Raw genomic sequence first — 17,889 nt, 5'->3', positions numbered from 1 at the left:
GAGTCGGCATAGGCTGTGTCGTAGGCTGTGTAGGCATTGGAGTCGGCATAGGCTGCGTCGTAGGCCGTGTAGGCATTGGAGTCGGCATAGGCTGCGTCGTGGGCTGTGTAGGCATTGGAGTCGGCATAGGCTGCGTCGTAGGCTGTGTAGGCATAGGAGCCGGCATAGGCTGCGTCGTAGGCCGTGTAGGCATTGGCGCAGGCTGAGGAACATTGCTGCCGCCTCTGGGAACGCAGATTACCTGGCCGATAAATAAATTAGTGGGATTTACACCGGGATTTGCGGCCATGATGTTTTCCACTGTGGTCCGGAAACGCTGGGAAAGCAGCCATAGGGTATCCCCGGCTTCAATGGTGTATAAGCAGGTTTCTTCCGTGGAAGAGTTTATTTCATTGCTGTTATTGGTTTCCCCCGGAGTAATTGCCTGGGAGCGGAACCAGATGGGCAGTTCCGGAAGCCGGTATCCGGCCGGTATCCAGATTGTCTGGCCAATCATCATGTTGTTGGGATTCAAGCCGGGATTTAAGGCCCTGATGGTGTCTACAGTGGTGCAATAGCGCTGGGCAAGCATCCATAAGGTATCATTTCTCTGAATGGTATAGGTGCGAAGACCTACGGGACAAGGGGCTGTGCCGCCTCCTGAAGACCCGCCGGAAGAAGGCGGCGTAACCGGAGGACGGGGCCTTCTTGCGGGAATGCAGATGACCCTTCCCACTTGTAAATTGTTTGCAGTCAGGCCGGGATTGGCAGATGTAATTGCATCAATGGTAGTAGAATAACGCTGGGAAAGCAGCCACAGCGTATCGCCGGGTCTGATGGTATAAGAAAAAAATCCTACAGGGCAAGAAGCCATAATATGATTGCCTTTCAATAAAACAATTTGCCTTATGTTATGTTGAAAATATCGAAAAGTACCTGTCACACTTGGCCTTTTTTGATTTTTTTTAAATTATTTTTTTAGGCTTAAAATTTCCTTGTTTTATCAGGTGCAGGTGAACATGTCAATGCGGTTTAAGGAAATTCCGGTGTAGGACCAGCCGAATCTTCTGTCCCACCGAAAGCCTGCGACGCTGTTAAACCAGACCTGGACAGGAAAGAACCAAAATTCCTGTCCGTTGCTCAGCCATACATAAGTAAATCGTCCAATGCAGTTGTTGATAGAGCCGGGGCTTACCATTTTTGTTGCTCCGCGGGTCTGGGCATTTCTTTGAGGTGTGGCGGAAGGGGGAGGTCCCGCTGGCATAGCACCGCCCGGGCCTGTGTTTTGATTTGGAAATGGGGGCATAATTTCACTCCTTTATAATTGATGACATTAATATTATATGAGGCATAGAGGGAGTAGTGAGATGTGTTCAGGCTTATTACAGCAGGAACCGGTTATTTAGTTCCTGCTGCTTCCTCTTCCCGGTTATAAAATGACCGGCTGTATCTGTTTTCCTTCCAGTGCCAGCTCCAGAGTGTCGGCAATCAGATGGGTATGTGCGATCATGGAGTTGGGCTTCTTTACAGGATCATCCTGGCCGAAGGGAACGAAATAAATATTTTTCACATTAAACAATTCCCCTACATTTTTAAAATTAATCCCCAAAGCGTCATTGGTGGAAAGGGAAATGACAAGGGGCTTTGAATTTCTCAAGTGGGCCTTGGCAGCCATGAGAACAGGAGTATCTGTAATGCCGTTAGCCAGCTTTGCAAGGGTGTTTCCGGTGCAGGGAGCGATGAGAAGAATATCCAGATAGCCCTTGGGACCGATAGGCTCTGCTTCCTCCAGGTTTAATATGGGTTCATGGCCGGTTATGGCGGAAATGCGTTTCATATATTCTCCCGTATCCCCGAACCGGGAATTGGTGGTCTGGATATTTGTTGAAAAAATGGGGTAGATGTCTCCGCCTTTTTCCACCAGGGCTTTTACTTCTTTTTCTATTTTGTCAAAGGTGCAGAAGGACCCGGTAAAGGCCAGGCCGATTTTCATTCCTTCCAGTTTCATTGTAAGACTCCTTTATGATAGATTTTTAACAATACCTTGGAATAAGATTTCAGCAGATGTCTGAGGTGCATAAATTCCCGGCAGTCCAAGGCATAATTTGGCCCGGATATTCTGTTGTCTGCAAAACTCAAAATCAATGCCGCCCGGGGCCGAGGCAATATCAATAACGGTAACTTCCGGATTCATGGAGCGGATTAAGTCTTCTTCAAAAATAAGTGCCGGTATGGTATTGAAGATAAATTCATAATTTCCCATAGATGAATCCATGTCATGAAGAGACACGGTATCAAACCCCATGGAATTGGCTGAAGCAAGCTGGGTGTTTTTGCGGTCAGCTATGGTTACAGAGGCGTCCAGCCCCTTCAGTTTCAGTGCCAGGGTCTTTCCGCACCTTCCGAATCCTGTTACCAGGCATTTGCTTTTGTGAAGGCAGCCGGGACTTAGTTTGATTGCCTCGGCAATGGCACCTTCTGCAGTAGCTATGGTATTTTTTATGGTGACATCTTCCATGTCCATATAGTCAAAGCATTCAATGCCGTTCTTTTTTGCATATTCTTTTACATAGTCCGGAATGCTTCCTCCAAACAGGATGTGTCCGGGGGTTAAAAGGCTGAGAATGTTTCCGATTCCCAGGTCATCCATGGGATTAGCTGAAAAGAGGCTGCTTTTATCCCTGGTAAATGGAATGGGACAAAGTATAACATTGTGGTTTTTTATGGCTTCTTCCATGGAAAAAGAGGAATCGCTGCTGTCATAGTGAATGGTTGTCTTAAAACCGTTTCCGGCCAGAATGCGGCTTAAAAAAACCTGCCTGGAATCGCCGCCTAACAGAAGAAAATTATGCATAGGTTCATCACTCCTTATAATGGTTTTATATGACGAAAAGTTTGAATTGTGTATGGAAACAGGGAAAATATTGACATGGATTTTTCAATTTGTTTCAAGATTGAAAGAAAGATGAAAGGTATGAAACAGAAACCTTGCAGAAACAGTGAAACTGTAATAAACTCATAAAAGACAGGATCAGGATTGGTTAGTATGGAAATAGCAATGCAAAGTCCGAAAGGATATAATGATATCTGTAAAACTGCTTTTTAAGGGATGGTCTTTCCGTAGAAGAAAGGGGAAATATGATATCAAAATATGAATTCAACATCAAAGCAAGGGAGGATTTTTACCGCCGCCCTGAGAAATACCGAATCCCGCCTTTCCGGATTTACGGGAACCTGTATTTTGTAGGAAACAAAAGTGTGGGTTCTCATCTGATTGACACTGGGGAAGGGCTGATTCTCATTGATACCACTTATCCTTCTACATCAGCCATGCTGGTTCAGTCCATATGGGAATTGGGATTTAACCCTGGAAATATCCGCTGTATTTTACATACTCACGGCCATTTCGATCATTTTGGAGGGACGGCTCTCTTAAAAGAACTGTCAGGGGCACAGACGTATCTTGGAGAAGGCGATGCAGTTATGTTCCGGGAACGGCCTGAGCTGGCTTTGACAGAGGCAAGCGGATGCCAATATTTTGAGCCTTTCGTTCCGGACCGGATTATGAAGGATGGAGATGTGATCGTTCTTGGAAATACCAGCATCAGAATCGTTACCACACCCGGTCATTCTGACGGTACAATATCCTTTTTTACAGAGATTGAAGGAGACAGGGGCCGCCTGATTGCAGGAATGCATGGGGGTGCAGGCCTTAATACCATGTGCGGTTCTTTTGTTGAGAGGTATGGAAACAGCCATTGCAGAAGTGATTTTTTAAAGGGGCTGGAGAAGGTGTATGATGAGCGGGTGGATATTATGCTGGGCAACCACACGGGGCATAACCGGACGGTTGAGAAGAGGCAGTTTATGGAGGCTCATCCGGAAGGCCCTAATCCGTTTGTTGACCGGTCGGAGTGGAGGGGATATCTGGATTTTGTGAGAAACCGGTTTGAGGCTATGGTTCGGGAAGAGGAGGAAATGGATGTCGGGGATTGCATTGTTTGTGCCAAGCGATGAAATGTATGAGCAGGCACAGAAAATTTTAAAGGAAAAAGACAATCATGTGATCATTTTGAAAAAGATCAGGACGGAAGATGCGGTGACAGAAGCCCAGAAAGCTATTTCAGAGGGGGTCAATATTATCATTGCCCGGGGAAGGCAGGCGGTTGAAATCAAGAGCCATACCAATGTGGCGGTGGCGGAAATCGTCATGACGGCACAGGAGCTTGGGCTTTTGGTCATGAGGGCAAAGGGCATCGTGGAAAGGGACTGTCCCAGAATCGGCATTTTCGGCTGGGGGGATATGCTCAGTGATACTACCTATTTTAATGAGCTGTACCATGTTGATTTAAGGCGTTATATCTTAAAGGATTTGGAGGAATGGAGAAATACCATGGAGAGGGCCGGTGAAGATGAACTGGATATCATCATCGGAGGCGAAGCGGCCCTTGACGGGGCCTATCAGATGGGAATACCGGGGATTTACATGTCTTCTACAGGGGAAGCCATACGGGTGGCTCTTAAGAATGCGGAATCCCTGTATTATATGGCGGAGATTGAGCAGCACAATTACGCTCAGTTTTCCACTATTTTGGACAGCGCATTTAACGGAATCATCAAGATCAGTGTGGCAGGCAAAGTTCTTGTGATGAACCGGGCCATGGAGCAGATCCTTGGGTGTAATTCGGAAAAATGCATTGGAAAGCCTGTTGCCGGCCTTTTAAGCGGTCTGGATGAGAAGGCTTTGAAGCAGATTCTGGAAGGGAAGGCAGAGAATTATTCCACGTTTTTGACCCTTCAGGACCAGTCTTTGGTGGTATCGGCAGAACCCATTGTGGTGGGGAAGGGGATTGACGGGGCCATCATCTCATGCAACCGTTTGAAGAGGCTTGACATGAATGATAAGGATGTGAGGAAGGAACAGTATTTAAGGGGATATGTAGCTTATGGAACCTTTGATGATATCAGCAGGAATTTAAAGGACATGAGAAAGGTGGTGGAGCTGGCCCGGCTGTATGCCCAGTCCTCCAGCCCTATGCTGATTGAAGCCATATCAGGCCCGGAGCTGGATGCCGTGGCCCAGGGAATCCATAATTACAGTATGAGAAAAAATGGGCCTTTTATTATGATCAACATGGCTGGATTGTCCCAGGACCAGCAAATGAGGACCTTGTTTGGCAGCGGCAATGAGGGAACCGGTGAGCTGGAACCGGGAGCCATTGCAGAGGCTAACCATGGAACGTTGGTGATACAGAGCATTGACAAGCTGACCCTGCCTGCCCAATATAATCTGGCAAAGGTCATACGGACAAAACGTCTTATGAGAAGCGGCCGGGTTGAGGACACTTTAATGATTGATACCAGAATCATTGCCTGTACTGCCAAGAACTTAACGGAACTTCGCCGGGAATTCAGGTTTCGTTCTGATCTGTATTTTACCTTAAAGTCCCTTCGCTTAAAAATCTCCAATCTAAAAGATAGAAGAGAGGATGTGGAGTATCTGCTGAATCTGTATACCAGAAAATATATGGAACAGTATTCCAGGTATCATGTGATGACAGCCGGTGCTAAAAAAGCCCTTTTGGAGTATTCCTGGGAGGGAAACAGCATTCAGCTGGAAGCTTTTTGTGAACGCATGATTCTGACCGTGGGCAAAAGAGCTATTACAGAGGAATATGTCAGGGATCTTTTGGATGAGCTGTATCACCGGGATACCAGTATTTATGCAGCGGCGGAAGCGGAAGGGCCGGACGGGAATGGGGAGAGGGAACCGGATGAAAATCCGGAACGGACACTTTTGAAAGCAGTGCTGAAAAAATATAATGGAAACCGTATCCTCACGGCCAGGGAGCTGAATATCAGCACCACTACCTTGTGGAGAAAGATAAAAAAATTTGAAATTGATGAAAAATAGGGGATTGTATTCTTTCAAGCTGAAATGATTTTGCAACGAAAAAGAGCTGGATGAAATGAATATGGTAAAAAATGAAATGCGTGCATGAGGTGTAAATTATGCATGCATTTTCTAGGCTATTCTGTCACTTGCCCGGCAGGGAATATGCAGTTATACTTTGGCATATGTAAGAAATTCAGGCGGGGCCATGATGGAGGAACATATGAAAAATATATTTGATTTTCAAGACAACATTAAATTCGTAAAGGCGGTTTATTATAACTTTCATCCCATCCCGCTTCCAAAGCCATTTAAGGATGGAACAGGAGGCATGGGGAAAAATGCTCCGGAGCAGGGGTGTATGGAGCTCTATGATTCAGAAGGCGCATGTGCCCATTTAACGGTGGGAAGAAGCTTTGTAAAAAATATTCTTCCAATGATCTTAAACGGGGAAACCAAAAGCTACAATCAGTGGAGAGACACATTGTACTGGAAGATCAGAAATGCAGGCTTTCAAAGCGGTCAGGCCGTGGAAGTGGGGCAACTGGATTTAATGATGCTGGACATTCTGGCCCAGAGGGCAGGAAAGCCTCTTCACCGGTTCCTTGGAGCCAAAAAGGACTGGGCAGCAGCTTATAAGGGCGGAGGGTCCCTTCTTCTGGAGGATGAGGAGCTGGTAGAGGATATGCTGCGTTATAAGGAGGAAGGCTATCAGACTGTTAAATTCAAAGTGGGAAGCGATGACGGAACCAATATGGAACGGGATTTGAGGCGTATTGAAAAGGTTCGGAAGGCCCTCGGACCGGATATGGGAATAGCAGTGGATGCCAATCAGCGCTGGGAGGTGGAGGACGCCCACCGGTTTGCCGGGCTGGCAGAGCCTTATAGGCTTGCATGGCTTGAGGAGCCGGTTCATTCCCATGATATGAACGGGATCAAAAGGCTGAAAGAGATGGGAGTGCCCATGCCCATTGCCTTTGGAGAATCCATGAGAACGTTTTATGCTTATGAAACCTATGTGGAAAAGGGTGTGGACCATTTACAGCCTTCTATGGGGCGCATGAGCCGGATTGACGATCTCCTTAAGATCCGTGATCTGGCAAGGGAAAAGGGGGTGACCTTCTCTTCCGGAGGCAGAATCTATCTCAATGCGATCTTTGGATGCTTATATGAGGAGAATGAGAAAATCGAATACCATGAGCCCATCAGCAGGCCGGTGGGAGAATACACCTTATTCCAGCCTGAAGAACGGGGCGGAAGGTTTTACTGCCAGTCTGATATGCCGGGAAATCCTCAGCGCATGGATATTGAGAAGCTGGAAAAGCATGGACTTCTGGAAAGCAAAAGAGTATTTTATGCAGAAAAATAAAAAGAAATTGGAGAGGAAGGGCCATGGGAACACAACGTAAAAAAACGAAAACAATGAATATTCCAAGGTATAAAAATCCCCGTGATTTTGTAAAAAAGAATTTTGGCTTTCTGTTTATTCTGCCGTGGTGGATCGGATTTGCCATTTTTAAGCTGTATCCCTTTGTTGCGTCTTTGACCTACAGCTTTCATGAATATAATTTATTCCGTCCTGCGTCTTTTGTGGGCCTTCAGAATTACAGGGAAATCCTCAGTGATAAGCTGACCATGATGGCATTTGGACAAACTTTTAAATACGCATTTATTACAGTGCCTCTTGAACTGGCTTTTGCCTTGTTCATTGCCTACATATTGAATTTTAAGATCAAGGGTGTGAACTTCTTTCGGACTGCTTACTACATTCCTTCTATTTTAGGAGGTTCCGTATCCATTGCAGTACTGTGGAGGTTCCTGTTTAAGACAGACGGTTTGTTTAATATGATTTCTGCAAGGTTTGGTGCAGATCCATTTAACTGGCTGGGAGATCCGGGAGGGGCGTTCTTTGTCATCGTGCTTTTGCGGATCTGGCAGTTCGGATCGCCTATGGTTATTTTCCTGGCGGCATTAAAGGGAGTTTCAGCAGACTTATATGAGGCGGCCTCCATTGACGGGGCAGGAAAATGGAGACAGTTTTTCAAGATAACGGTTCCTCTTATTACCCCGGTTATTTTCTACAACTTTGTAACTCAGCTTTGCCACAAGTTCCAGGAGTTTAACGGTCCCTTTATCATCACCAGAGGAGGCCCTCTCCGCTCCACAACCCTGGTATCCCTGCTGGTTTATAACAATGCATTTAAGAGTTATGAAATGGGAATGGCAAGCGCCATTGCGTGGCTTTTGTTCCTGATCATTACCACATTTACGATTATAGCTTTTGTAAGCCAGAAATACTGGGTTTATTACGGTGACGAGGATGGGAGGTAGACGCAATGACAAAAGAGACAAGAAATAAAATCAACCTGTTTTTGCGGTATCTGCTCCTCATTGTAGTAGGAACTGTAATGGTATATCCTCTGATCTGGATGGTGGGAGCTTCCTTTAAAACCAATGCGGAAATTTTTTCCGGTATCGGATTTATTCCCCAGGCTCCTACTTTAGAGGGGTATGTGAGGGGCTTTAAGGGATATGAAGGAATGACGCTTTTGTACTTTATGGGAAATACATATAAGTTTGTGATTCCTAAGGTGGCGGTAACGGTCCTGTCAGCAGTCATTACTGCTTACGGCTTTGCAAGGTTTCATTTCATTGGAAAGAAGTTTTCTTTTGCGGTTTTATTATCCACCCTGTTTCTTCCTCAGGTTGTACTGAATGTACCTCAGTATATTTTGTTCAATCAGATCGGATGGCTGGATTCTTATTTTCCGCTGATCATTCCCTCTCTCTTTGCCGGTGATACTTATTTTGTATACATGCTGATTCAGTTTCTCAGAGGGATTCCAAGAGAACTGGAAGAGGCGGCAAAAATTGACGGCTGTAATGTGATGCAGACCTTATGGTATGTGATTGTGCCCATGTTGAAGCCCTCCATTGTATCCTGTGCATTATTCCAGTTTATGTGGACTTCCAATGATTTTATGGGACCATTGATTTATATAAATACGGTTTCAAAATATCCTGTTTCCATCTTTCTGCGCATGTCCATGGATGCCGATGTGGGATTTGAGTGGAACCGTGTTCTGGCAATGTCGCTGATCGCGATTATTCCGTCCTTAACTGTTTTTTTCCTGGCACAGAGATCGTTTGTGGATGGGATTGCAGCAGGCGGGGTAAAAGGTTAAAAACTATATAATTAAGAATTGAGGAGGAAGGCAATGAAAAAAAACAGATTCAGACAAGCTGCTGCCCTTGCAATGGCAGGAGTTGTGGCAGCATCCCTGGCAGGCTGTATGCCGACGGAGAACAGTAAGGCAACAGAGGGAACAACAGCAGCTGCCCAGACAGAGAGCGCTGGGAAGGGGGAATCGGATGAGGCAGAGGGTCTTATTGTGAACACCACTGACCCCATTACCCTGCGTATGAACTGGTGGGGCGGAGACAGCAGGCATCAGGCTACCTTGGAGGCCATCAAGGCATTTGAGGCAAAGTATCCCAACATCAAAGTAGAAGCGGAGTATGAATCCTTTACAGGCCATGAGGAGAAGGTGGCACTGTCTTTAAAATCCGGTTCCGGTGCAGATGTGATTCAGCTTAACATGGACTGGGTATTTAATTATTCTCCTGACGGAGCTATGTTTTTTGACTTGAATAAGGCGTCAGATATCATTGATTTAAGCGCATATGATAAATCTGACCTGGATTATTATACCATAGACGGAAAGCTGCAGTCGCTGCCTGTCAGCAATACGGGACGGGCCTTTTTCTGGAACACCACAAGATTAAAAGATGTAGGCGTAGAGATTCCAACCACACTGGAAGAACTGTACGCAGTTGGAGATGCGTTTGCCGCTTATGAAGACGGTACTTACTATCCTCTGATTTTAAATGAACTGGACCGTATGACCCTGATGGTATACTATTTACAGTGCAAATACGGAAAGCCATGGGTAGAAAATTATGAGCTTCAGTATACGGAAGCAGAGGTTCAGGAAGGTCTGGAATGGATCAGTCTTCTGGAAGAAAAACATGTAATTCCTACATTAAAGGTTCTGGCAGGAGATGGTTCTGAGCTGGTGGATACCAACCAGAGATGGATTGACGGACATTATGCAGGAATGTATATATGGGACAGCAACTTACAGAAATTTAAAGAGGCAGCCCCTGGCTTTGAGTTTGAAGTGGGCGATTACATTAAGATGGGCGATCACCAGGGCGGTATGATTAAGGCGTCCATGGTGTTTGCAATACCTGAAACTTCAGCTCATCCGGCAGAGGCAGCAGCTCTGATTCAGTTCCTGCTGGGAGAAGCCGAAGGCGCAGGAATCCTCGGTGACAGCCGCGGTGTGCCTGCAAATAAAAAGGCCCTGGAATCTTTGGATTTGTCAGCCAGTCTTGCGGCAGAAGCCAATGTAAAGGTAATGGAATGGACTACCTTTAAGTTTGACCCTGTATTTGAGCGGTCAGCCCTTAAGAACCCTGATGGAACTTATTATATGGGAATGCAGATGTTAAGCTATGGACAGGAAGATGCGGCAGGTGTTGCAGCGTTTATGGTAGGCGACATCAAAAAGCAGCTGGAATCAGCAAAATAAGTGTTTTATGCCGGGAACCCCATGTTTATATGGGGCCTCCGGCATTTTTTAATTCGTATAAAATTTCTCCATTGTTGCCAATAATTAGAAAAAGGTGTTATAATTGTTATGAAATAGATCTGAGGGGCAATTCTGAAAAGATTATGAAATTTCCTGCCGGAACATTGACTTTCCCCTGATACATTATTATAGTTAAGGCAAAACAGAGAGGAATGGTAGACATTGGTATGAATCGGTTTAGAGAGCATTTTATGCGGTTTATGATCGGAAGGTACGGCGCAGACAAGCTGGGACAATTTCTGATCTGGACGGCGTTTATTTTGATGGTGGTAAGAATGCTTATCAGGAATCCATGGATTAATACAGCGTCTTCCGTCTGTCTGGTATGGTGCTGCTTCCGTATGTTTTCTAAGAATATCGGAAAACGGTTTGAAGAAAATCAACGGTTTGAACGAATTTGTTTTCGATTTACGGAAAAATTCCGGAGATGGCGTTTTAAACTCAGCCAGATCAGGGAATACCACATTTATAAATGTCCGGGATGCGGTCAGAAAATCAGGATTCCAAGAGGGAAAGGAAGAATCAGCATTCACTGTCCCAAATGCAATACTGATTTTATTAAAAAAAGCTAAGAATATTTAAAAAGTTCCATAAGCGGGAAGGCTTGGGGAACTCATACTAATTATAGAAGGGAACGATTATGAATTTACAATTTAAGAGGCTGGAAGCCCAGGATATTGACAGAATAATTCCGTTTTACGGCTTACGGCCCAACAAGGCATGTGACAGTGTATACTTAGACAGTTTTATCTGGAGGGAGTACTATCATGTGCAGTATGCAATCAGCGATAACCGGGCGCTGCTGTTTTTAATGGAAAAGGACGGAGAACCCTTTTCAGCCATGCCCATGTGCAGGGAAGAAGATCTTCCCCATTATTTTCAGGAAATAACGGATTACTTTAACCAGGTTTTAAAAAAGCCTCTCCGCATTTATATTGCAGATGAGGATGCAGTTAAATATTTGAATCTGGATCCGGAAAAGTTTGAGGTCAGGGAGGAAGAGGATTTAAAAGATTATCTTTATGATGCCCAGGCCATGAGAACTCTTGCGGGAAAGAAGCTTCATAAGAAAAAGAATCATTTGAATTCATTTTTAAGGGAATATGAAGGACGGTATGAATACAGAACGCTTTACTGCTCAGGTCGGGACGATGTGTTGGAATTCCTGGACAAATGGTGGGAGAATAAAGTGGAGTCCCCGGAATATGAGCGTCAGCTTGAATATGAGGTAATGGGTGTCCACGATATATTGAAAAACTGCGCCATGCATCACGCCAGAATGGCTGGGATTTATATTGACGGCAAGCTGAAGGCATTTACCATTGGCACTTATAATGCCCTTGAAAAAATGGCTGTCATTCATATTGAAAAGGCAGACCCCAATATAAAGGGTCTTTATCAGTTTATTAATCAGCAGTTTCTGATTCATGCTTATACGGAAGAACTGGTACTGGTAAACAGGGAAGACGATGTGGGAATGGAGGGCTTAAGACAGGCGAAAATGTCCTATTACCCCATTGGCTTTGCCAGGAAATACGGAGTGATCCAGAAGGGCTTTTAATTATGATGAGGTATTTGAAGCAGGATGAGAAAATAGAAAGTAAGGCATTGTGGGCAAAGGTATTTGATGAGGATTCCCAAAGCTTTATGGACTACTATTATTCGGACCGGGTGAAGCGGAATAAGATTCTGGCTGCCTGGGATGGAGAACGGGTGGTAGCTATGCTTCACCGCAATCCTTATGATGTGGTGATCAGGGACCGCCTTTGGAAAACTGATTATATTGCAGGAGTGGCTACTGATCCGGAGTACCGGCATCAGGGATATATGAAGCGGCTTTTGCTCCGCTGCTTTTCCGATATGTATGTGGAGCGGATGGGCTTTAGCTTTCTGGTTCCTGCTGACCCAGCCATTTACCGCCCCTTTGATTATACCTATATCTGTGACCTGCCGTCTCAGGAGCTGAATGAAAAAGGGCTTTCCCAGCTCAGCAGGCGGGCTCTTGTGGAGCAGTCCGGACAGTGCAGGGAAGCGGCACGGTTTGCAGGCAGGCAGCTGGAACAGTCTTATGAGGTCTATGCCCTGCGGGATGAGGGCTATTACCGGGACTTGTGCCGTGAGGTGAGAAGCGATAAGGGCGATCTGATTCTTCTCTATACAAGAGACGAAGAAGAGCAGTTGGCCGGTATTTGGGCTTATTACGGTGAAACAGCGGAAAATAAGAGAGAGCTGATCTGTCTTCCTGACTATATAAAGGAAACAGGGCCGAAAAAGCCTGCCGTCATGGGAAGAATTATTCATTTAGAGCAGTTTGTTTCCGTGATCTGCTTAAAAGAGGATTGTCCGGCCAGTGAGATGGAGCTGCTTCTTGAGGTGAAGGATAACTTTATCCAGCAGAATGCAGGAATATACCGGTGGAAGCTGGATCACAATGGATCCTCTTTGGTCCGTGTGGAAGGAGATGCCGGGATCAAACCTCATCTGTCCATGGGAATCGGAGAACTGACCTCCTGGCTCTTTGGGTACAGCGAGCCGTCAGTACCGGAGGAGAGCATGGCTTTGGCAGAGCGTATCCGGCTTTTAAATGGAGTATTTTTTGATGAAATTACGTAAAGTTATTATAGAAGGTTTTGCAGAAAGAGAGGAACGACATCATGTATCATGCAGCAGAAGACAGATATGAGAAGATGGAGTATAAGCGTTGCGGAAGGAGCGGAATTCTGCTCCCTAAGGTGTCCTTGGGATTGTGGCAGAATTTTGGTCTGGAAAAGTTGGTATCAGAGCAGAGGAAGATTCTTTTAAAAGCTTTTGACATGGGAATCACTCATTTTGATCTGGCAAATAACTATGGTGCTCCTGCCAGGGGAAAAGCAGAGGAAAATTTCGGGGAGATATTAAAAAGTGACCTGGTAACCTACCGGGATGAACTGATTATTTCCACCAAGGCAGGCTTTGATATGTGGCCCGGACCCTATGGGAACTGGGGTTCCAGAAAATATTTAATGTCCAGCCTGGATCAGAGCTTAAAGCGTATGGGACTTGAATATGTGGATATTTTCTATCACCACAGGCCGGACCCGGAAACTCCTCTGGAGGAGACAATGGGAGCACTGGCTGACATTGTAAAACAGGGAAAAGCTCTCTATGTGGGAATTTCCAACTACAGTGAGCTGGAGGCAAGAGAAGCGATTCAGATGCTGAGAATTCAGGGAGTGTCTTGTCTCATTCACCAGCCAAGATACAACATGTTTGAGAGAGACGCAGAGAAGGGGCTGTTTAACGCTCTTTTGGAAAACGGAGCAGGCTGCATCTGTTACAGCCCTCTGGCTCAGGGAGCACTGACAGACCGTTACTTAAATGGTATTCCGGAAGGCTCCAGAGCGTCAAGGGAAGGAACTACGGTAGGCGGACGTTATCTTACTGACGATAAGCTGGCCCAGATTAAGGCGCTTCATGAACTGGCAGTAAAGAGGGGACAGACTCTGGCCCAGATGGCACTTTCCTGGGTGCTTCGGGAAGAAGCGGTGACCTCCGTACTGATCGGAGCCAGCAGCGTAAAGCAGTTGGAAGGAAATGTGGACTGCTTAAAGAACCTGAAATTTACAGCGGAAGAGCTGGAGCAGATTGATTCCATTTTAAAATAATTGGCAATTGTTAAAAAGGACTGTAAAAACGGACGGGGCAGGTGTATGGAATGATTTATGAAGTCGGAGATATTGTAAAGTTAAAAAAGCCCCATCCCTGCGGAAGCCAGGAATGGGAGATCCTGCGGGTAGGGGCGGATTTCCGTTTAAAATGCATGGGCTGTTCCCATCAGATCATGGTAGCAAGGAAGCTGGTGGAGAAAAATACCAGAGGATTGAAGTCTCCTGATGGAACGCCGAAGGCTTAAATGCTGTTGGTCAGAGAAATGCGCCGAAAAACACTAAAAAAATGCCGGAAAATAAGAATAATGCTTGCTTTTATAAAAATTTTCCGGTATAATATCATTTTGTGACATATTAAATCCTTGCTCCTGAAACTGAAATCAGGGGCCAGAGACCACAAGGAGGTAAACAAGCATGAACAAATATGAGTTAACCGTTGTTCTTAACGCAAAACTCGAGGATGAAGAGAGAGCAGCAGCTCTTGAAAAGGTTACAGGCTACATCACTCGCTTTAATGGCGCTGTAACTAACATTGATGAATGGGGTAAGAAGAGATTAGCTTACGAAATTCAGAAAATGAAAGAGGGATTCTACTACTTCATCAAGTTTGATGGCGATTCCACAACACCGAATGAGTTAGAATCACACATTCGTATTATGGAGCCGGTTATCAGATACTTATGCGTAAGACAAGAGGCATAATAGATAAAGAAAGCGTGATCGTATGAACAAAGTAATCCTTATGGGCAGATTGACCCGTGATCCAGAAGTAAGATATTCCCAGGGAGAGCGCGCTATGGCAATCGCAAGGTACAGCCTTGCAGTTGACCGGAGAGGGCGCAGGAATCAGGACGGCAATGAGCAGACTGCAGATTTTATCAACTGTGTTGCATTTGACAAGGCAGGAGAGTTTGCAGAGAAGTATTTTCGTCAGGGTATGAGAGTATTGGTTTCCGGAAGGATCCAGACTGGAAGTTATACGAATAAAGACGGCATAAAGGTTTATACAACCGATGTGATTGTAGAAGATCAGGAATTCGCTGACAGCAAGGGAGGATCCTCAGGAGAAGGCGGCGGTTATCAGCCCACCTCCAGACCGACACCTTCCAGTGCAATCGGCGATGGATTTATGAACATTCCGGATGGAGTCGAAGACGAAGGACTTCCATTCAACTAAATCTAACAGGAGGCAAGACCAATGGCATATAACAAAAATGATAAGGCTGATGGCGCTAAGTTTAGAAGAGGCGGCATGCGCAGAAGAAAAAAAGTATGTGTATTCTGCGGAGAGAAGAACGGCGTTATTGATTATAAAGATGTAAATAAGTTAAAAAGATATGTGTCTGAAAGAGGAAAAATCCTTCCAAGACGTATTACAGGCAACTGCGCAAAGCATCAGAGAGCGCTTACTGTTGCTATTAAGAGAGCAAGACATATCGCTCTTATGCCTTATACAATGGAATAAAGCGTTTTATCGCTTTTTTCTTCTTGTGTAGTACAGGCTTAAACAAATAATAAACAAATGGAAAGACCTTGCATGAAAATGTTGGGTCTTTTTTTATTTCATGATTTTGTGCGAATTTACATTAAATTTTGGTGAAATACTCCGCAGATTCTTTTGGGCTTTGGCGTTATAATGGCAGACCCGGAGAGGAGGAGTTTAGAGAGTTTTTTCAGCTGCTTAATAGGTAAGGTAAAGTGGGCTTATATAAGTTGTCACACCTGAAAAGATATGGTAAAATGCTGTCATGGAGCAATCATGTTGCAGGGTGTGCTGACCTCATCCTTATAGGATGGGGGTGATGCTTATGAAATTTGACTTTAAGGATTTAATGACTTTTGGTCTTTTTCTTCTGGCATTACTTACATTCGTTTTTACGTTTAGTAAGTAATACATAGCAAAAACCACCCTGATATACTTGACGGTGATCTGGGTGGCTCTGCTTCTCATATAATCGGTCAACCACCTTGTGGATGGTTGTTCCTCTTAACCGTATTATAGCATATGAAAAAGGATAATTCAATATTAGTAAAAATTATTTTGCGGTATAAAAACAAACTAAATCAAAATGAAAACGCACCCTGATAAACAACTTTTAAGATTTCTTGCAGTCGGAGATTAGGTCTGCTGATAGAAAGAGACTTCACATGAGAATGTGAGGTCTTTTTGCATAGTTAGTTATGAACAGCAACGTTTCTTTAAAAATATTCATCGGAATTTGCAGTCATGTTGTGGTAAGTGGTAATATAGTATATAATTGCTTATTAACAGGAATTTAATCATTGATGTTGCTGATTTCTATTCAACTTAGGAGACAAGCCATGAAGAATAATACAAACGTAATTCAGGCCATAGAAGAGTATTGCTTAAAGCATCCTGGAGCATATGAGACAAGGCCGTTTGGAGAATATCCAATCTGTTATAAAGTCATGGGAAAGATATTTGCACAGTTCAATCCGGAAGAAGGGTTTTATAGGATAACATTGAAATGTGAGCCGGATAAAGCGAGTCTTTACCGGCAGCTTTATCCGGATAGCATAGTGCGGGGGTATCACTGTCCGCCGGTTCAGCAGCTGTATTGGAATACTGTTAATCTGGATACGTTTTCTGATCTGGAAATGTTGTTTCAGATGATTGATGAAGCGTATTTTGCTGTTATCCATAAATTCAGCAAAAAGGCAAAAGCACAGCTGGGGAACTTATCTGAATTGGAGTTTCGGGATACAGATGGAGAAGACCGGGATTTTGAAATGCTTTGCATCAAGTTGGATTGTGCTCTTGATGAACTTGTTGGAGGAAGAATTCAAAGAAGTCAGTATGAACAGTATAACAAAAGAGACAGTATTCACGATGTGATTGTAGTATATGAGGAAGGAGAACCGGTTGCGTGCGGCTCTTTTAAAATGTATGATGAGGATCATGCGGAATTAAAGCGTATTTATGTGGAATCCTCCCATCGAAATACGGGTTTGGGAGCGGAATTGGTACGGAGATTAGAGGCAAAGGCAAAAATCAAAGGATACCGTTGGTGTATTTTAGAGACGGGTAAAATGCTGGAGGCGGCCTGTCATATGTATAAAAAGCTGGGATATAAGATCATGCCGAATTATGGGCAGTATGCGGATATGCCGGATTCCATTTGTATGGAACGAAAAATTTGATTGAGAGAGATCCATGAAAATTCCTCCTATTTATTTAAGCGTTTCATTTTAAATAATGATGAAAAGATGCTGAAAATTCTAAACTTTTTGTTGTGTATAAAAAATGCAAATTTGGTACAATATAATGGTAAATCCTTGATAATGGTAAAATCTCATATATGGTATCCTAATATTAATACAAGGATGCCTTTGTGGTTCTGGTAAAATCTAAAATGATTCACCGGATTATCAGGGAGATAAATGATTGCAAATGAAGTTACACATAAAATTTTAGAAAGAAGGAATTGATTATGGGAATTATAAGCTGGATCATCATTGGTGCTCTTGCTGGCTGGATTGCCAGTATGTTTACCGGAAATAACAAGACAATGGGTGCTTTTGCCAACATATCAACAGGAATCGCGGGAGGTTTGATTGGCGGATTTATCATGAGTATTTTGGGCGGAACCGGCATTACAGGGTTTAATATCTGGAGCCTGGTTGTTTCCGTTATAGGCGCAGTTATCTTGCTGTCCGTTATCAATGCATTTTCAAGAAGGCGGTCATAAGCTGC

20 protein-coding genes are annotated in these 17,889 nt (G+C 44.4%); 16 read left to right on the top strand and 4 right to left on the bottom strand.

Annotated features, from left to right (window positions below):
- From V7M78_RS18950 to dpsA, 4 genes are all read right to left on the bottom strand, one after another.
- Positions 1–853 (bottom strand): LysM peptidoglycan-binding domain-containing protein (locus tag V7M78_RS18950; protein WP_333651935.1); only part of this gene is annotated, 853 nt, incomplete at its 3' end.
- Positions 854–982: 129 nt separating this feature from the next.
- Entirely contained in the window at positions 983–1,285 is a 303-nt protein-coding gene (locus V7M78_RS18945; RefSeq protein WP_333651934.1) for a hypothetical protein, read from the bottom strand.
- A gap of 123 nt (positions 1,286–1,408) precedes the next feature.
- Entirely contained in the window at positions 1,409–1,987 is a 579-nt protein-coding gene (locus tag V7M78_RS18940) for a dipicolinate synthase subunit B (RefSeq protein ID WP_333651933.1), read from the bottom strand.
- 12 nt (positions 1,988–1,999) lie between these two features.
- Positions 2,000–2,833: a dipicolinate synthase subunit DpsA gene (dpsA, locus tag V7M78_RS18935; protein WP_333651932.1), complete on the bottom strand. Its 834-nt coding sequence runs from the start codon at positions 2,831–2,833 to the stop codon at positions 2,000–2,002.
- A gap of 284 nt (positions 2,834–3,117) precedes the next feature.
- Between dpsA and V7M78_RS18930 the strand changes: the two genes are divergently transcribed.
- The 16 genes from V7M78_RS18930 to V7M78_RS18855 all read left to right on the top strand — a co-directional run bounded on the left by V7M78_RS18930 (position 3,118) and on the right by V7M78_RS18855 (position 17,884).
- Positions 3,118–3,996, top strand: coding sequence for an MBL fold metallo-hydrolase (locus V7M78_RS18930; RefSeq protein WP_333651931.1), 879 nt, complete (start codon positions 3,118–3,120; stop codon positions 3,994–3,996).
- On the top strand, positions 3,962–5,893 hold the full coding sequence (locus tag V7M78_RS18925; RefSeq protein ID WP_333651930.1) for a sigma 54-interacting transcriptional regulator: 1,932 nt from the start codon (positions 3,962–3,964) through the stop codon (positions 5,891–5,893). Before V7M78_RS18930 ends, V7M78_RS18925 begins: the two co-directional genes overlap by 35 nt.
- A 202-nt stretch (positions 5,894–6,095) precedes the next feature.
- Positions 6,096–7,241: an enolase C-terminal domain-like protein gene (locus V7M78_RS18920; protein ID WP_333651929.1), complete on the top strand. Its 1,146-nt coding sequence runs from the start codon at positions 6,096–6,098 to the stop codon at positions 7,239–7,241.
- Positions 7,242–7,294: 53 nt separating this feature from the next.
- Entirely contained in the window at positions 7,295–8,203 is a 909-nt protein-coding gene (locus tag V7M78_RS18915) for a carbohydrate ABC transporter permease (RefSeq protein WP_333651936.1), read from the top strand.
- A 5-nt stretch (positions 8,204–8,208) separates the two neighbouring features.
- Complete coding sequence (locus tag V7M78_RS18910) at positions 8,209–9,057, top strand: carbohydrate ABC transporter permease (RefSeq protein WP_333651928.1); 849 nt, start codon at positions 8,209–8,211, stop codon at positions 9,055–9,057.
- Positions 9,058–9,090: 33 nt separating this feature from the next.
- On the top strand, positions 9,091–10,467 hold the full coding sequence (locus V7M78_RS18905) for an ABC transporter substrate-binding protein (protein WP_333651927.1): 1,377 nt from the start codon (positions 9,091–9,093) through the stop codon (positions 10,465–10,467).
- A gap of 227 nt (positions 10,468–10,694) precedes the next feature.
- On the top strand, positions 10,695–11,099 hold the full coding sequence (locus V7M78_RS18900) for a hypothetical protein (protein ID WP_333651926.1): 405 nt from the start codon (positions 10,695–10,697) through the stop codon (positions 11,097–11,099).
- A 68-nt stretch (positions 11,100–11,167) separates the two neighbouring features.
- Positions 11,168–12,088, top strand: coding sequence for a DUF2156 domain-containing protein (locus tag V7M78_RS18895; RefSeq protein ID WP_333651925.1), 921 nt, complete (start codon positions 11,168–11,170; stop codon positions 12,086–12,088).
- Between the two features lie 2 nt (positions 12,089–12,090).
- The gene (locus tag V7M78_RS18890; RefSeq protein ID WP_333651924.1) at positions 12,091–13,140 is read left to right on the top strand and encodes a GNAT family N-acetyltransferase; all 1,050 of its coding nucleotides are present in this window, start codon (positions 12,091–12,093) and stop codon (positions 13,138–13,140) included.
- A gap of 41 nt (positions 13,141–13,181) precedes the next feature.
- Entirely contained in the window at positions 13,182–14,171 is a 990-nt protein-coding gene (mgrA, locus tag V7M78_RS18885; protein ID WP_333651923.1) for an L-glyceraldehyde 3-phosphate reductase, read from the top strand.
- Positions 14,172–14,221: 50 nt separating this feature from the next.
- Positions 14,222–14,419, top strand: coding sequence for a DUF951 domain-containing protein (locus V7M78_RS18880; RefSeq protein WP_333651922.1), 198 nt, complete (start codon positions 14,222–14,224; stop codon positions 14,417–14,419).
- A gap of 169 nt (positions 14,420–14,588) precedes the next feature.
- The gene (rpsF, locus tag V7M78_RS18875) at positions 14,589–14,876 is read left to right on the top strand and encodes a 30S ribosomal protein S6 (protein ID WP_333651921.1); all 288 of its coding nucleotides are present in this window, start codon (positions 14,589–14,591) and stop codon (positions 14,874–14,876) included.
- Between the two features lie 22 nt (positions 14,877–14,898).
- Positions 14,899–15,351 (top strand): single-stranded DNA-binding protein, encoded by a 453-nt coding sequence (locus V7M78_RS18870; protein WP_333651920.1) that lies wholly within the window; start codon positions 14,899–14,901, stop codon positions 15,349–15,351.
- Between the two features lie 21 nt (positions 15,352–15,372).
- The gene (gene rpsR / locus V7M78_RS18865) at positions 15,373–15,639 is read left to right on the top strand and encodes a 30S ribosomal protein S18 (protein WP_077613124.1); all 267 of its coding nucleotides are present in this window, start codon (positions 15,373–15,375) and stop codon (positions 15,637–15,639) included.
- An 857-nt stretch (positions 15,640–16,496) separates the two neighbouring features.
- Entirely contained in the window at positions 16,497–17,336 is an 840-nt protein-coding gene (locus tag V7M78_RS18860) for a GNAT family N-acetyltransferase (protein WP_333651919.1), read from the top strand.
- A 290-nt stretch (positions 17,337–17,626) separates the two neighbouring features.
- Positions 17,627–17,884 carry a GlsB/YeaQ/YmgE family stress response membrane protein gene (locus tag V7M78_RS18855; protein ID WP_333651918.1) on the top strand — a complete coding sequence of 86 codons (258 nt, stop codon included), beginning with the start codon at positions 17,627–17,629 and terminating at the stop codon, positions 17,882–17,884.
- The last annotated feature ends 5 nt before the right edge of the window (positions 17,885–17,889 follow it).

The sequence above is a fragment of the Lacrimispora sp. genome, from assembly GCF_036758025.1.
Lineage (GTDB): Bacteria > Bacillota > Clostridia > Lachnospirales > Lachnospiraceae > Lacrimispora.
Note: the sequence above shows the minus strand (reverse complement) of the source record. Positions and strands in the feature narration are given on the sequence as shown.

What these genes read in the sequence shown, in the direction of transcription:
- V7M78_RS18945 (WP_333651934.1), bottom strand. Translation starts at nt 1,285, where the DNA reads ATGCCCCCATTTCCAAATCAAAACACAGGCCCGGGCGGTGCTATGCCA.
- V7M78_RS18910 (WP_333651928.1), top strand. Translation starts at nt 8,209, where the DNA reads ATGACAAAAGAGACAAGAAATAAAATCAACCTGTTTTTGCGGTATCTG.
- V7M78_RS18860 (WP_333651919.1), top strand. Translation starts at nt 16,497, where the DNA reads ATGAAGAATAATACAAACGTAATTCAGGCCATAGAAGAGTATTGCTTA.
- V7M78_RS18870 (WP_333651920.1), top strand. Translation starts at nt 14,899, where the DNA reads ATGAACAAAGTAATCCTTATGGGCAGATTGACCCGTGATCCAGAAGTA.
- mgrA (WP_333651923.1), top strand. Translation starts at nt 13,182, where the DNA reads ATGTATCATGCAGCAGAAGACAGATATGAGAAGATGGAGTATAAGCGT.
- V7M78_RS18855 (WP_333651918.1), top strand. Translation starts at nt 17,627, where the DNA reads ATGGGAATTATAAGCTGGATCATCATTGGTGCTCTTGCTGGCTGGATT.
- V7M78_RS18895 (WP_333651925.1), top strand. Translation starts at nt 11,168, where the DNA reads ATGAATTTACAATTTAAGAGGCTGGAAGCCCAGGATATTGACAGAATA.
- V7M78_RS18930 (WP_333651931.1), top strand. Translation starts at nt 3,118, where the DNA reads ATGATATCAAAATATGAATTCAACATCAAAGCAAGGGAGGATTTTTAC.
- V7M78_RS18880 (WP_333651922.1), top strand. Translation starts at nt 14,222, where the DNA reads ATGATTTATGAAGTCGGAGATATTGTAAAGTTAAAAAAGCCCCATCCC.
- rpsR (WP_077613124.1), top strand. Translation starts at nt 15,373, where the DNA reads ATGGCATATAACAAAAATGATAAGGCTGATGGCGCTAAGTTTAGAAGA.
- V7M78_RS18920 (WP_333651929.1), top strand. Translation starts at nt 6,096, where the DNA reads ATGAAAAATATATTTGATTTTCAAGACAACATTAAATTCGTAAAGGCG.
- V7M78_RS18925 (WP_333651930.1), top strand. Translation starts at nt 3,962, where the DNA reads ATGTCGGGGATTGCATTGTTTGTGCCAAGCGATGAAATGTATGAGCAG.
- dpsA (WP_333651932.1), bottom strand. Translation starts at nt 2,833, where the DNA reads ATGCATAATTTTCTTCTGTTAGGCGGCGATTCCAGGCAGGTTTTTTTA.
- V7M78_RS18905 (WP_333651927.1), top strand. Translation starts at nt 9,091, where the DNA reads ATGAAAAAAAACAGATTCAGACAAGCTGCTGCCCTTGCAATGGCAGGA.
- rpsF (WP_333651921.1), top strand. Translation starts at nt 14,589, where the DNA reads ATGAACAAATATGAGTTAACCGTTGTTCTTAACGCAAAACTCGAGGAT.
- V7M78_RS18890 (WP_333651924.1), top strand. Translation starts at nt 12,091, where the DNA reads ATGATGAGGTATTTGAAGCAGGATGAGAAAATAGAAAGTAAGGCATTG.
- V7M78_RS18940 (WP_333651933.1), bottom strand. Translation starts at nt 1,987, where the DNA reads ATGAAACTGGAAGGAATGAAAATCGGCCTGGCCTTTACCGGGTCCTTC.
- V7M78_RS18915 (WP_333651936.1), top strand. Translation starts at nt 7,295, where the DNA reads ATGAATATTCCAAGGTATAAAAATCCCCGTGATTTTGTAAAAAAGAAT.
- V7M78_RS18900 (WP_333651926.1), top strand. Translation starts at nt 10,695, where the DNA reads ATGAATCGGTTTAGAGAGCATTTTATGCGGTTTATGATCGGAAGGTAC.